This is a genomic window from Sphingobacterium kitahiroshimense, from assembly GCF_025961315.1.
GTDB lineage: Bacteria > Bacteroidota > Bacteroidia > Sphingobacteriales > Sphingobacteriaceae > Sphingobacterium > Sphingobacterium anhuiense.
Genome location: NZ_JAOQNK010000001.1, coordinates 1,775,326 through 1,789,223, shown reverse-complemented (window position 1 = coordinate 1,789,223; position 13,898 = coordinate 1,775,326). Strand labels below are relative to the sequence as shown.

General features: G+C 36.5%; 12 protein-coding genes. 10 read left to right on the top strand and 2 right to left on the bottom strand.

The window, feature by feature from the left end:
* Positions 1-113: 113 nt before the first annotated feature.
* The gene (locus M2265_RS08135; RefSeq protein ID WP_021189489.1) at positions 114-974 is read right to left on the bottom strand and encodes an RNA polymerase sigma factor RpoD/SigA; all 861 of its coding nucleotides are present in this window, start codon (positions 972-974) and stop codon (positions 114-116) included.
* 374 nt (positions 975-1,348) lie between these two features.
* On the opposite strand from M2265_RS08135, the gene M2265_RS08130 reads away from it, so the two are divergent.
* Complete coding sequence (locus M2265_RS08130; RefSeq protein ID WP_021189490.1) at positions 1,349-1,591, top strand: helix-turn-helix domain-containing protein; 243 nt, start codon at positions 1,349-1,351, stop codon at positions 1,589-1,591.
* On the opposite strand, the gene fmt is transcribed toward M2265_RS08130, so the two are convergent.
* A complete protein-coding gene (fmt, locus tag M2265_RS08125; RefSeq protein WP_132771090.1) occupies positions 1,588-2,505 on the bottom strand; it encodes a methionyl-tRNA formyltransferase in 918 nt (305 codons plus the stop codon). The two genes, M2265_RS08130 and fmt, sit on opposite strands and share 4 nt — an antisense overlap.
* A gap of 113 nt (positions 2,506-2,618) precedes the next feature.
* On the opposite strand from fmt, the gene M2265_RS08120 reads away from it, so the two are divergent.
* The 9 genes from M2265_RS08120 (at position 2,619) to M2265_RS08080 (ending at position 13,891) form a co-directional block, all read left to right on the top strand.
* The gene (locus M2265_RS08120; protein ID WP_132771091.1) at positions 2,619-3,839 is read left to right on the top strand and encodes an ABC transporter permease; all 1,221 of its coding nucleotides are present in this window, start codon (positions 2,619-2,621) and stop codon (positions 3,837-3,839) included.
* 112 nt (positions 3,840-3,951) lie between these two features.
* Positions 3,952-6,081, top strand: coding sequence for a cation:proton antiporter (locus tag M2265_RS08115; RefSeq protein WP_132771092.1), 2,130 nt, complete (start codon positions 3,952-3,954; stop codon positions 6,079-6,081).
* Positions 6,082-6,089: 8 nt separating this feature from the next.
* Positions 6,090-7,352, top strand: a complete 1,263-nt coding sequence (gene icd / locus M2265_RS08110; protein ID WP_021189493.1) for an NADP-dependent isocitrate dehydrogenase — start codon at positions 6,090-6,092, stop codon at positions 7,350-7,352.
* Between the two features lie 66 nt (positions 7,353-7,418).
* Positions 7,419-7,676 (top strand): hypothetical protein, encoded by a 258-nt coding sequence (locus M2265_RS08105; protein WP_132771093.1) that lies wholly within the window; start codon positions 7,419-7,421, stop codon positions 7,674-7,676.
* Between the two features lie 204 nt (positions 7,677-7,880).
* A complete protein-coding gene (serC, locus tag M2265_RS08100; RefSeq protein WP_132771094.1) occupies positions 7,881-8,948 on the top strand; it encodes a 3-phosphoserine/phosphohydroxythreonine transaminase in 1,068 nt (355 codons plus the stop codon).
* A 14-nt stretch (positions 8,949-8,962) separates the two neighbouring features.
* On the top strand, positions 8,963-9,910 hold the full coding sequence (locus M2265_RS08095) for a D-2-hydroxyacid dehydrogenase (protein WP_132771095.1): 948 nt from the start codon (positions 8,963-8,965) through the stop codon (positions 9,908-9,910).
* 121 nt (positions 9,911-10,031) lie between these two features.
* Positions 10,032-11,345, top strand: a complete 1,314-nt coding sequence (locus M2265_RS08090) for an aspartate kinase (RefSeq protein WP_132771096.1) — start codon at positions 10,032-10,034, stop codon at positions 11,343-11,345.
* A 14-nt stretch (positions 11,346-11,359) separates the two neighbouring features.
* Positions 11,360-12,523 carry a diaminopimelate decarboxylase gene (gene lysA, locus M2265_RS08085; protein WP_021189496.1) on the top strand — a complete coding sequence of 388 codons (1,164 nt, stop codon included), beginning with the start codon at positions 11,360-11,362 and terminating at the stop codon, positions 12,521-12,523.
* A gap of 144 nt (positions 12,524-12,667) precedes the next feature.
* Positions 12,668-13,891, top strand: a complete 1,224-nt coding sequence (locus M2265_RS08080; protein ID WP_132771097.1) for a tetratricopeptide repeat protein — start codon at positions 12,668-12,670, stop codon at positions 13,889-13,891.
* The last annotated feature ends 7 nt before the right edge of the window (positions 13,892-13,898 follow it).

Here is a 13,898-nt window from a genome sequence, read left to right as displayed (position 1 = left end):
ATTAAATAATGGTGTTCAGTACGTTTACAGTGAGTAGCAATGACTGTGTTAGTCTAATAGAACAAAAAATGCGCAGTTTTTGGCTGCGCATCTAAGAAATACTGTTAATACTATTAACCTAAATAAGATTTTAAGATCTTGCTACGAGATGTATGACGTAAGCGTTGTAAAGCTTTGTCTTTGATCTGGCGGACACGTTCGCGGGTAAGATTGAATTTTTCACCGATTTCTTCTAAGGATAACTGGTGGTTTGATCCAAGTCCGAAAAATAATACAATTATTTCTCTTTCACGCTCTGTCAGCGTTGACAGTGAACGTCTGATTTCCTCAGATAAAGATTCATCGATAAGGGAACTATCTGTATCTGGATCATGATTCTCTAATACGTCTAATAGGGTATTTTCTTCCCCTTGCACGAATGGTGCGTCCATAGAGACATGTCTTCCAGAGTTACTTAATGTATCCGAAACTTTATCGACTGTTGTTTCAAGGATGTCTGCTAATTCTTCTGGTGAAGGCTCGCGTTCATACTCTTGTTCTAATTTAGAGAATGCTTTACTAATTTTACTTAATGAACCGACCTGGTTCAAAGGTAAACGCACAATACGAGATTGCTCTGCAATAGCTTGAAGGATTGATTGACGAATCCACCATACCGCATACGAGATAAATTTAAAACCTTTTGTTTCGTCAAAACGCTTAGCTGCTTTTATTAAGCCCAAGTTACCTTCGTTGATTAAATCACCTAAGGTTAATCCTTGATTCTGATATTGTTTTGCTACAGATACGACGAAACGCAAGTTGGTTTTAGTCAATTTCTCCAAGGCAACTTGGTCACCTTCGCGAATACGTTGTGCTAATTCAACTTCTTCTTCTGCTGTAATTAAGTCTACTTTACCAATTTCGTGTAAGTACTTGTCTAACGACTGTGACTCACGATTGGTAATCGATTGTGTAATTTTGAGCTGTCTCATTAATTATATTAATACCTTTCTTCTCTGAAATGTTTGCAAAAATACAAAATAAAAACGAATTATTTTAATATTTGTTGTTGATATGTGATTATATCTTGTTGATTATGAGGAATTTTATTTACTTTATAACGCAACAAAAATTATTCCAAAATGACTGAATTCGGTCATAATAGTGTTTGAACTTCTAAATAAATATGTAATCATTTGGTAATGAATGCGCTTTGCTTGTGTAACGGAATTGCGACTAAGAATAGTATTGAAAAACTAAATTTCTAAAAAAAAATGATACATTTGATTCTACAAGAAATTAAATTTTCGATGACCAAAACTTTTTTATGAAATACATGTTTTTCAATAAACATATAATTTTGATTATGCCAATTATTATACATTTAGACAAAGTAATGCGCGATCGCAAAATGTCATTGAATGAGCTTAGTGCTAGGGTAGGCATCACACTGTCAAACCTTTCGATTATTAAAAATCAAAAAGCCAAAGCATTGCGTTTGGATACTTTGGCTTCTATCTGTCATGCATTGCATTGCCAGCCAGCAGATATCATGGAATATGTCGCGGATACGGCTGAGGTAACGAAAGAGGAGGAGCAAAGCGACTAAAAGCGGTACCCTCTTAAGAAGTCAATGATTTCCATTTTTTTCTTACCTTCAATCTGTAATTGCTTTACGCTGATATAGCCGTTATTGCCTGCAAATTTAAGATAAGTTTTTCCATCCGTTTTATAATCTCCCTGTGCAATATCTGGGGTTGCATATTCTTTGGATACTGTATATAGTTTTAATACTTTATTATCTAGGCTGGTAAAGGCTGCTGGATAGGGGCTTAGGCCACGAATCAAGTTATAAATGCTGTCGACATCCTTTTTCCAGTCAATTTGGCAGTTTTCTTTAAATATTTTAGGCGCATGTTTTAATTCACTTTCCGCTAATAAGTTGCTCTGTGCTTTTGGTGTAAGTGTATTTTTTTTTAAACCTGCTATAGTTTTGAGCAGTATTTCAGCTCCTGTATGCATCAGTTTATCATGCAAAATTCCGGCATTGTCATCTGGTGCAATTGTAACTTCTTTAGATAGTAAAATACTTCCTGTATCAATTTCATGTTGCAATAAAAATGTGGATACTCCAGTAACTTCTTCCCCGTTGATGATGGCATGGTTAATTGGTGCTGCGCCACGATACTGAGGTAATAACGATGCATGGACATTGATCGTGCCGTAAGGAGGCATTTTCCAGACAGCTTCTGGTAGCATTCGGAATGCTACGACTACTTGTAAATCTGCTTGGTAAGATCGCAATTCTTCTAGAAAATCAGCATCCTTTAATTTGACAGGTTGTAATACGGGTATATTATGAGCTTCAGCATATACTTTGACTGCAGATTGATGAAGTTTTTGTCCTCGACCTGCTGGTTTGTCAGGTGCTGTTATGACAGCTACAATATTTTCACCAGATTGCACAAGTGCATCTAATGAAGCGACGGCAAAGTCCGGGGTTCCCATGAATATGATGCGCATAATAGACTATGTTTTTGTTGTTTTAATACTGAGATGATGGAAACAACAGGAATAAAATAGGCTGCTTCACATTTTTTTTTAACTTTGCGAAGTTACATAAATAATTTAAAAGCTTGAATTTTCCATACTTTTTAGCCAAGAGAATCACTTTTTTAGGAAAAAGAACTTTTTCCAAATTGATTGTGCGCATTACTATAGGAGCAATAGCTCTGGCAATTGCTGCAATTATTCTCTCTGTTGGTGTATTGCGAGGATTCAAATCGGAAATTACAGCCAAACAGCGTGGTTTTTTTGGTGATATCATGGTCTTGCGATACGATCTGAACAATTCCTATGAAAACTCACCCATTGCTTTAGATTCTATACAGTGGGATTCGGTTAAAAATCATCCAAATGTAGTTAGTGTAAATTCTTTTGCTACAAAACCTGGGATTATCAATGTTAACGATGAGGTGGAGGGAGTTTTATTAAAGGGTGTTGATATCAGCTATGATCAAAATTATTTAAAAAAGATATTGGTCGAGGGTGATACATTAAATCTAAAACAAAAAGAAGGACCGGGAGAACAAATTTTGATATCTAAGTATCTTGCCAATAGGTTGATGCTAAAGGTTGGTGATGATTTTATTATGTATTTCGTTCAACAGCCTATTCGTAAGCGAAAATTTGAGATTAAAGGAATTTATAACTCAGGTTCTGAAGAATTGGATAAGGTTTATGTAATAGGGTCTTTAGATTTAATTCGTAAACTTAATAATTTAGATAGTACAGCTGTGGGGGGGTATGAGGTTCGTATTCAAGATTTTTCAAAGCTACAACAAACAACTGATGAGCTTGATGATCTGGTCCCAATGGATATGCATGCTATAAGCATCCGTGAACAGGTGCCAGATATCTTTCAATGGTTAGATCTTCTGGACATGAATACTACTATTATTTTTATATTAGTGACTTTAGTTGCTATCATCAATATGGTCTCGGCTTTGCTGATTACTATTTTAGAGCGTACCTCTATGATCGGTATTTTAAAAGCACTTGGTTTTCATAATAATGGAGTTCGTCGTGTTTTTATGTATAATGCGCTCTATTTAATTGGTTTAGGTTTATTATTGGGTAACTTTATAGGCCTGGGTTTATATTTCTTTCAAGATTATACTCATTTTTTCAAATTAGATGAGCAAACCTATTACATCTCTTATGTAGCTGTCAAGTTGTTTTGGACGGATATCATTTTAATCAATGTTTCGCTATTAATCATTGGAATGTTAGCTTTGTTTATCCCTTCTCTATTGATCACTAAAATCAGCCCAATTCGCGCGATTTCTTTCAAATAAATAAGTGCTTTAATTGTAGTTCCGAAATAAATATTTTACTTTTAGAAGTTTGATAAGGGGATTTCTGCCAGAAATCTTACTCAAATGTATACTAGATTTAGCTTATATATTTATGAATAGAAACGTATTAGATCACTTATCGCATGCTTTCGAAGCACCTTTAAAAAGTCCAGTACTCATTTTCGCGCTCGTCTTATTTATCATTTTATTATCGCCCATTTTATTACGTTCAATTAAAGTTCCGGGCATTATAGGTTTGATTATTTCTGGTGTTGTCATTGGCCCGCATGGACTGAACTGGTTGGAGAAAAACTCTGCAGTGGACCTTTTCTCTACGATAGGTTTGCTTTATATTATGTTTATAGCTGGTCTGGAACTGGATATGAATGAGTTTAAAAAAACTAAGCATAAGAGTTTATGGTTCGGTTTTTTCACGTTTATTATTCCTATTGCTATCGGTTTCCCGGTCTGTTTTTATCTTTTGGATTATGGTATTTTAGCCAGCATTTTGATTTCCAGTATGTTTGCTACTCATACATTGGTTTCTTATCCGATTGTAAATAGTTATGGTATTTCTAAAAATGAAGCTGTAGCTATTACTATAGGTGGAACTATATTAACGGACACTGCTGTTCTGATTATTTTGGCAGTAATCACCGGAGCTTCGCAAGGGAATATCGGACAGGAATTTTGGGTTACTTTAGGTGTATCTTTCGCAATTTTCCTTTTTATCATGTTTGGTGTGATTCCTCGCATTGCGAAATGGTTTTTCGAACGTATTGAAAGTGAAAAAACTTCACATTATATTTTTATTTTATCAATTGTTTTCTTTGCCGCATTCTTGTCTGAAATCGCGGGGCTTGAACCAATTATTGGTGCTTTCGTTGCAGGATTAGCGTTGAATAAGTTAATTCCGCATTCGTCCGCCCTGATGAATCGTATTGAGTTTATTGGAAACGCGATCTTTATTCCGTTTTTCTTAATAAGCGTAGGTATGATCGTGGATGTCAGTGTGCTGCTACGCGGACCGGAGGCTTTAATTGTTGCGGCAACACTAACAGTTGTTGCCATCTTGGGTAAATGGGGAGCCGCATGGATGACCCAATTGGTTTTTAAGTATAGCTCAGGACAGCGAAATGTTATTTTTGGTTTGAGTAGTTCACACGCCGCAGCAACTCTTGCTGTGATCATGGTCGGGTATAAAAATGAGATTATCGATGAAAATGTGTTGAATGGTACAATCTTATTGATTTTGGTAACCTGTATTGTTGCAACTATTGTGACAGAAGGGGCATCGAAAAAAATAGTAATGGATGGAGATCAGGACGAAAGCCATATCAATATTGTGAAGGAACATGATGAACATATTCTGATACCATTAGCAAATATGGAAAACATGAAACCGCTTTTGGATTTTGCTACATTGATGCGAAGCAAAAAATCGCATTATCCAATAAGTATTGTTTCCGTTGTTAAGGATAATGAGCAAGCGGAAAAGAATATGGCCATAGCGCGTAAAAATTTGGATAATATTGTAAAATATGCCTCTGGTAGTGAAACCGAAGTAAGTATTGCTACTACGATTGATTATAATATTCCTAGTGGAATTAGCCGTAGTGCAAAAGAGGTGATGGCTGACTGTATTCTATTAGGATGGCCAAGTGCAAGTAATTTTGTAGATAAAATTGTTGGTGAGAAGTCTGAAAGTATTTTAAACCGTACTTCTGCAAATGTCATGATGTGCCAATTTAAGAAGCCTTTTATTACGCATAATAAAATTATTGTTTTCGCACCACCTTTGGCCCAATCCGAATTCGGATTTGAATATTGGGTAGAGAAAGTGCTTAAATTAGGACAGGAGCTTACAATTTCGGTCACTTTTGTGTGTGATAAACGTACTGAAGAGGCCACTAAAATATTTCTGGAAGAAATTAAAAATTCAGTTCCTGTTAATTATAAGATTTATGATGATTGGGATCATATGCAGGGGTTAAAGTCATTTAGAGAGGATAATGCATTTTTATTTTATGTTTCATCGCGTTATGGTGAGGTATCTTACCGTGATTCTTTAGATGGTTTGGCAAAGAAATTGGAACGTATTCATCAGAATGAAAATGTGGTCCTTGTATTTCCGAGTCGGGTAGACAATCAACATATTGATGAATATGAAGATGTGCAAGCGGCTCCGATCTTCAGAAAGATTAGTAAAGAAATTGGAAACATGTTCAATAAAGATAAATAAACTGAACTATGGCAAGTAAAATAACAAAGTCTCTGGATGGACCGCTACAGGTACCTGATCAGCCTATCATTCCATTTATTATTGGCGACGGTATAGGCCCTGACATTTGGCGTGCTTCGGTTCGGGTTTTTGATCGTGCGGTAGAAGTTGCGTATGGTGGTAAAAGGAAAATTGAATGGAAAGAGGTACTGGCTGGAGAGAAGGCATTTGATGAAACTGGAGCATGGTTGCCAGAAGAGACACTTGATGTACTGAAAGAATATCTAGTTGGTATTAAAGGACCGTTAACAACGCCGATAGGGGGTGGTATCCGTTCTCTAAATGTGGCCTTGCGTAAGGAATTAGATTTGTTTGTTTGCCAACGTCCTACAAAGTGGTATGAGGGTGTTCCATCACCTGTTAAGCATCCGGAATATGTTAATATGGTTATTTTTCGTGAAAATACGGAAGATATTTATGCAGGTATCGAATTTGCGTCGGGTACAGCAGATGCGACTAAAATTCAAGATTTTCTTCGTACTCAACTTCATGTCGATTATAATTTTTCGAATGATACGGGGGTGGGAATTAAATTGGTTTCGGAAAGAGGTTCTAAACGGCTTGTACGTGCAGCAATTGAACATGCTTTAGCGCATAAATTACCTTCTGTGACTTTGGTTCATAAAGGTAATATTATGAAGTTTACAGAGGGGGCTTTTAAAAATTGGGGTTATGAATTAGCAGAGACAGAATTTGCTAAGGAAACATATACCTGGGGTCAATGGGAACGGACTAAAGCGGAGAAAGGGGATGCTGCAGCTAATGCTGAGCAACAGGAAGCCCTGGCTGCTGGTAAGCTTTTGATCAAAGATGTCATTGCAGATAATTTTCTGCAACAGATTTTACTAAATCCGCGTGATTATTCTGTTATTGCTACATTGAATTTGAATGGCGATTATATTTCAGATGCCCTTGCTGCAATTGTTGGGGGGATTGGTATTGCTCCTGGAGCAAATATCAATTATAATACTGGACATGCTGTTTTTGAGGCAACGCATGGAACTGCACCCCGGTTTGCAAATACCGATACAATGAATCCTTCTTCAGTAATTTTAAGTGGTGTGATGATGTTCGAATATATGGGATGGCAAGAAGTGGCAGATGCTATAGTTAAAGCATTGAGCGAGACAATTAAAGCCAAAACTGTAACAGTTGATTTTTATAATTTAATGGAAGATGCCACGCTCGTGAAAACAAGTGAATTTGCGGATCGTATGATCGAAAAGTTATAATAGCTATTTTGAATATGCTAGATAAAGCTGACCTTTGAATTTTATTTAAAGGTCAGCTTTTTTTATATGCAATTTTCAGATTTACCACCGTTTGTTAAAGTTTCTTCTGTATTTACAGAGGAAGAATTACAGCAGTTACTTCGTGTTGAACAATTACCAGATGATATGGAGATTGATGCTATCCGTGACGAACCAGAGATTTTCGATCTCCTTAATGCATTTATTGGTGATGAAAATAGTCGTTTGATACATTTACAACTTTATGCACAGAAGTTATTAAAAAGAGGAGAGGTTGAGCAAGCGTGGAAAGTGATCTTATTATAGGTTATACATAATATCATTTTTAATGTTTTTTCAAGTATTTTATGTTATCTTTTTATCATTTCGGTGTTACTTTTTTCTAAATTTCATTAATATTGATTTTTTGTTGAAATTTAAGTAAGAAAACTTGTACCTTTGATCTTCGGAAAGCAAACGATTGCTTAGTCGAACCGTAGAAAAGTATACAAAAAAACAAACTATATATCGATGAAACATAATTTTGGAGCAGGTCCTTGCATTCTGCCAAAGGAAGTTTTTCAAGAAGCTTCACAAGCTGTAATTGATTTTAATAATACTGGTTTATCCATCTTAGAAATTTCGCATCGATCCAAAGAATTCGAAGCAGTTTTGGATGAAGCAACTAAATTGGTTCGCGAATTGTTAAATGTGCCGCAAGGATATTCTATTTTGTTCCTACAGGGAGGTGCAAGTTTACAATTTGCAATGGTAGCGTTAAACTTGTTGCCTGAAAATGGTAAAGCAGCTTACTTGGATACTGGTGTATGGGCTTCAAAAGCAATTAAAGAAGCAAAGAAGATTGGAAATGTAGAGGTAGTTGCATCATCGAGCGATAAAAATTACACCTATATTCCAAAGCAATATACTGTTCCTGCTGATGCAGCTTATTTTCATTATACGTCAAATAATACAATTTACGGAACTGAAGTATTTGATGTTCCAGCATCAAGTGCTCCAATTGTCGTTGATATGTCTTCAGATATTTTGAGCCGTGAGATTAATGTGAGTGATTTTGATCTTATCTATGCGGGAGCACAAAAAAATATGGGTCCTGCAGGCGCTACTTTAGTAATCGTTAAAGATGAGATTTTAGGTAAAACGGGACGTGTTATTCCATCTATTTTGGATTACACTGCACATATTTCGGCAGATTCAATGTACAATACACCCCCTGTTTTCTCCATCTTTGTATCTCTTCTTAACCTACGCTGGTTGAAAGCAAAAGGTGGTGTAGCTGTTATTGAACAAGAGAATATTATTAAGGCACGTACGTTGTATGATGAAATCGATCGTAACCCATTCTTCAAAGGAACTGCTGCCGTAGAAGATCGTTCTCGTATGAATGTTACTTTTGTCATGGATTCTGCAGAATTAGAGGCTGAGTTCTTGGCTTTAGCTAAAGAACGTGAACTGATCGGTATTAAAGGTCATCGTTCAGTTGGTGGTTTTAGAGCATCAATCTATAATGCATTGTCGATAACAAGCATCAATGCTATGGTAGATGCAATGAAAGAGTTTGAAGAATTGAAAAAATAAATCGAAATTATATCATGAGAATATTAGCAAATGATGGTATCGATCCAGCTGGAAAACAACTTTTGGAGGATGCCGGATTTGAAGTAGATACAAATCATATTCCGCAGGAAGAATTAGCGGAAAAATTACAAGCTTACGATGCCATTACGGTACGTAGTGCAACGAAAGTTAGACAGGCTTTAATTGATGTTTGTCCAAACCTAAAAGTGATCGGACGTGGTGGCGTCGGCATGGATAATATTGATGTCGACTACGCACGCTCCAAAGGAATAGCGGTGTTGAATACACCAGCTGCTTCTTCCTTATCTGTTGCAGAATTGGTATTTGCTCATTTATTAAATGGAGTACGTTTCCTTTATGATTCAAACCGTCAAATGCCTTTATCTGGGGAGAGTAAGTTTGGTGCTTTGAAAAAAGCATATGCAGGCGGAACTGAACTGAGAGGGAAAACATTGGGTGTGGTTGGTTTTGGACGTATTGGACGTGAGACAGCGAAGATTGGATTGGGTCTTGGGATGGATATTGTGTATTATGATCTAGCTGATGGGCCTAAAACGTTAACTTTATCCCTGACTCAAGGATTTGAAGTGGAATTACCAGTAGATCAAGTATCCATGGAGGATTTATTGAAAACTTCTGATTTTATTACTTTGCATGTTCCTTTCTTAGATAAGCCAGCAATAGGTCAAGCTGAATTTGCATTGTTGAAAGATCAAGTTGGTTTAGTTAATGCTGCCCGTGGTGGTGTAATTGATGAACTTGCTTTAATCGAAGCCTTGGATTCTGGTAAGGTAGCTTTTGCGGGATTAGATGTCTTTGACAATGAGCCTACTCCGAGATTGGAGATTTTGAAACATCCAAAAATTTCTTTGACACCACATATTGGTGCCGCAACAAATGAAGCGCAAGAACGTATCGGTGTTGAATTGGCACAATTGATTATCGAGAATCTTAATAAGTAATTCTTCCGCATAATAAAATGATGCGGCACAAAAACATTATGTATTTGTGCCGCATTTTTTTGCAAAAAAACTAAGTAATTGCCTATATTCACGGCAAAATTTAAATATAATGTAATTCAGTATGAAAATTTTAAAATTTGGTGGTACATCTGTCGGTAGTGCAGAGCGCATCAAAGGGTTGTTAGATATTGTAAACCCTTCTGAGCGTCAAGTTGTGGTGTTGTCAGCTGTGTCTGGGACAACAAATGCTTTAGTAGAAATTGGTCAAGCATATCTTGCAGATGATAAGAACTTGGCCAAGGAATTAATAAAGAAGCATAAAGACAAGTACGAAGACCTCATTAAGGAATTGTTCAAAACTGAAGCTGGATATAAAAACGGCAAGAGCTTAATCGATTCGCATTTTAATTTTATTGAAAGTTTTGCACATGAGATTTTTACTCCTGTAGAAGATAAGATCATTTTAGCACAGGGGGAGTTGATGTCAACTGCTTTATTCCATTTTCATCTAACAGAAATAAATGTTCCTTCCGTATTATTACCGGCATTAGATTTTATGAAGATTGATGAAGATAATGAGCCTGTGGTAGACTATATAACAGAGAAATTGACTCCTTTGCTTGCCAATTATCCTGATAATACGTTGTTTATAACGCAGGGCTTTATTTGCCGTAATTCTTTTGGTGAGGTAGATAATCTACGTCGTGGAGGATCGGATTATACTGCATCATTAATTGGTGCCGCGATTGGAGCTGAAGAGGTTCAGATCTGGACCGATATCGACGGAATGCATAATAATGATCCGAGAATCGTAAAGAATACAACCCCAATTGCGCATTTGAGTTTTGACGAAGCGGCAGAATTAGCTTATTTCGGTGCAAAAATTTTACATCCGCAATCGGTATTTCCTGCTCAAAAATATAATGTACCCGTTCGCTTGTTGAATACGATGGATCCTCAGGCTAAAGGTACGCTTATTAGTAAAGAAGGTGGTCAAAAGGGTAGTATTCGTGCAATAGCCGCTAAAGATGGAATCACAGCTATTCATATTCATTCTTCACGTATGCTTTTGGCCTATGGTTTTTTACGTCGTGTATTTGAAATATTTGAACGTTATAAGACACCAATAGATATGATTACAACATCGGAGGTTGCTGTTTCTGTAACGATAGACGATACGAAAAATCTACAGGATATTATTAAAGAAGTCGAAGATTTTGGGACTGTGTCGGTGGATGAACATCAAACCATCGTATGTGTGGTAGGTGATTTTGACTTGAATACACATGGGTATGCGGCCCGAGTATTGGATGCTGTAAAACACTTACCGGTCCGAATGATTTCATATGGAGGTTCGGATTATAATGTATCAGTTCTGTTGGACACGGATCATAAAGTGGAAGCATTACGCTCGTTACACAACCGTTTATTTTAATTGAAATAACCAAAATGAAAAATGAAAATATAGAGAGTCAGTTCGTAGGAAAGGAAACTCCTTTTTATTACTACGACCTGAACGTTTTGGAAGAAACGTTGGATGCGGCTTATGCCGCTTCCAGTAAGCGTGGATTCCATGTGCATTTTGCTTTGAAATCAAATTTCAACAGCCGTTTGCTTGAAATGATCCAAAGTAAAGGTTTTGGAGCAGATTGTGTAAGTGGAAATGAGGTGCAACAGGCTATTAATGCGGGGTTTGATGCAAAAATGATCACTTTTGCTGGTGTAGGTAAGTCTGATAAGGAAATTAATCTTGCTTTAGCGCACGATATTTTTGCTTTCAATGTCGAGTCTATTCAGGAATTGGAGGTGATCAATGAGTTGGCTGCTGTTCAGGGAAGAAAAGCTAAAGTAGCATTACGTATTAATCCTAATGTCGATGCACATACCCATCATTATATCACAACGGGATTAGATGAAAATAAATTTGGTGTTACAAATGCGGAACTTGAAAGAGCTGCAGCTGTGATACGGAAGTGTGAGAATATCGAACTTATTGGTTTACATTTTCATATCGGTTCTCAAATAACAGATATGAATGTATTCAAGAGCCTATGTGTGAAAGTGAATGAATGGAAAAATTGGTTTGAAGAACGTGGTGTCATCATCAAAGTTTTAAATGTTGGAGGTGGACTGGGAGTGGATTACCATAACCCAGATACGAATGCAATTCCTGATTTTGAAGCATATTTTGATATTTTTGATAAATTCTTAGAAAGAACTCCACAACAGGAAGTCCATTTTGAGTTAGGGCGTGCATTAGTTGCGCAATGTGGTTCTTTAATCAGTAAAGTACTTTATGTTAAGAATGGTGTTAAGAAGAACTTTTTAATATTAGATGCAGGTATGACTGAATTGATGCGACCTGCATTATATCAGGCTTTTCATAAAATAGAAAAGCTTGGAGATGCAAATGCAACAGAACTTATCAATTATGATGTTGTAGGACCTATCTGCGAAAGCTCCGATTGCTTTGGAAAAGAGGTCACATTGCCATTATCGAAAAGAGGAGATCTTGTTGCTATACGTACCGCTGGTGCATATGGTGAAGTAATGTCTTCACGCTATAATCTCAGAGAGGAGATTCGCTATGTATATAGCGACGAATTAGTCTAAAACTACCCAATGAAAATAGAACTGGCTTAAACTACTGATAGTTTAAGCCTTTTCGTTTTGTAGGAATACTTGTTTTTCATTTGCAGAATAAATGGAATAGCGAAATATATTTCTGTTTTGCTACACATCCTTGTACCTTTGTATATGCAACAGATTCAACATATACTTCGAAAATTATTTAGTGAGGAGCGGATTAGAGTAGATTTTAATGTAAAGGGAGGGGCTACTACTTTACTCGCTAGTTTTGCATATTTACCGATCCGGGAGCTTTTAAATTTTAATATTAACATAAAAGAAGAGTATCAAGATATTTTGAATGAATTGGACGTTGCTAAGGAATTGGAACCTGTTGCGTCACTTTTGTTAAAAGGTATGTTAAGTATGCAGGCCGGTCATGATGATGCAACCAAATATCTTTATGAGGCTCAAAAAGTCCAGGTAACAGCATTAGGATATAGTTATTTGGCATTATGCTATTTTATGAAAGGAGATTTTGATAAGTCTATTCAGATTTATTCAAATGCGATTACTGATTTCCCCAAAGAACCTTATTTTTATGCCTGTCGCTGTGTACTGAATCGATGTTTAGATGATGATGAGGGAGCTTTTTATGATTATCAAGTCGCAAAACGTCTCGATTTCAATTATCACAGTATGCTAGAGTGGCATGAGCATCTTTCCTATTTAGAAACCCTTAAAATGGATCAGCTGGAACTTCAGGAATTGGAAAGCACTTGGGAACAAGATCCAGAACGATTAGATGTCTTAACGAAGCTCGCTTTGGAATATGTACACATTTATGATTATCAAAAAGCTATTCGTTTGTATTCTCAAGGAATCAATATGGCGGATAATCAAGCAGAATGGTATGTTTATCGTGCGGCAATCTACAGCAAATTAACTTTGTATATAGAAGCCCTTGAGGATTGTAATCAAGCTTTATCAATTGATGAAAATTGTGTTTCTGCTTATATTTTACGAGCAAAGTTATTGGAATGTCTACACGAACATGACGCCGCGCTTGAGGATTATAGGAAAGCAGCCTCTCTGAATCCTGAACATACTGCCATATATGAGGAGCGGGCTTCGCTTTTTGAAAGATTAGGTAAATTTGAAGATGCAATCGTCGATTATTCTAAATTGATCGCCTTAATGAAGGATGACTTTTATCCGTATGTACTTCGAGCAGATATGTTCGAACGTATAGGAAAGCAGGAGGAGGCTTTGTTGGATTATAATCGTGCTATAGACTTGAATCCTTACTATTCAGATCTTTATCAGTATCGTGCTGCAATACGGGAATCTTTAGGTGATAAGGTAGGCGCTGAATCTGATTTACAAAAATTCGAAGAGTTGGATGAAGAGTAATAGAAAA

Excerpts from the sequence above, each read along its gene's own strand:
- M2265_RS08135 (WP_021189489.1), bottom strand. The coding sequence starts at position 974 with ATGAGACAGCTCAAAATTACACAATCGATTACCAATCGTGAGTCACAG.
- M2265_RS08130 (WP_021189490.1), top strand. The coding sequence starts at position 1,349 with ATGCCAATTATTATACATTTAGACAAAGTAATGCGCGATCGCAAAATG.
- fmt (WP_132771090.1), bottom strand. The coding sequence starts at position 2,505 with ATGCGCATCATATTCATGGGAACCCCGGACTTTGCCGTCGCTTCATTA.
- M2265_RS08115 (WP_132771092.1), top strand. The coding sequence starts at position 3,952 with ATGAATAGAAACGTATTAGATCACTTATCGCATGCTTTCGAAGCACCT.
- icd (WP_021189493.1), top strand. The coding sequence starts at position 6,090 with ATGGCAAGTAAAATAACAAAGTCTCTGGATGGACCGCTACAGGTACCT.
- M2265_RS08105 (WP_132771093.1), top strand. The coding sequence starts at position 7,419 with ATGCAATTTTCAGATTTACCACCGTTTGTTAAAGTTTCTTCTGTATTT.
- serC (WP_132771094.1), top strand. The coding sequence starts at position 7,881 with ATGAAACATAATTTTGGAGCAGGTCCTTGCATTCTGCCAAAGGAAGTT.
- M2265_RS08095 (WP_132771095.1), top strand. The coding sequence starts at position 8,963 with ATGAGAATATTAGCAAATGATGGTATCGATCCAGCTGGAAAACAACTT.
- M2265_RS08090 (WP_132771096.1), top strand. The coding sequence starts at position 10,032 with ATGAAAATTTTAAAATTTGGTGGTACATCTGTCGGTAGTGCAGAGCGC.
- lysA (WP_021189496.1), top strand. The coding sequence starts at position 11,360 with ATGAAAAATGAAAATATAGAGAGTCAGTTCGTAGGAAAGGAAACTCCT.
- M2265_RS08080 (WP_132771097.1), top strand. The coding sequence starts at position 12,668 with ATGCAACAGATTCAACATATACTTCGAAAATTATTTAGTGAGGAGCGG.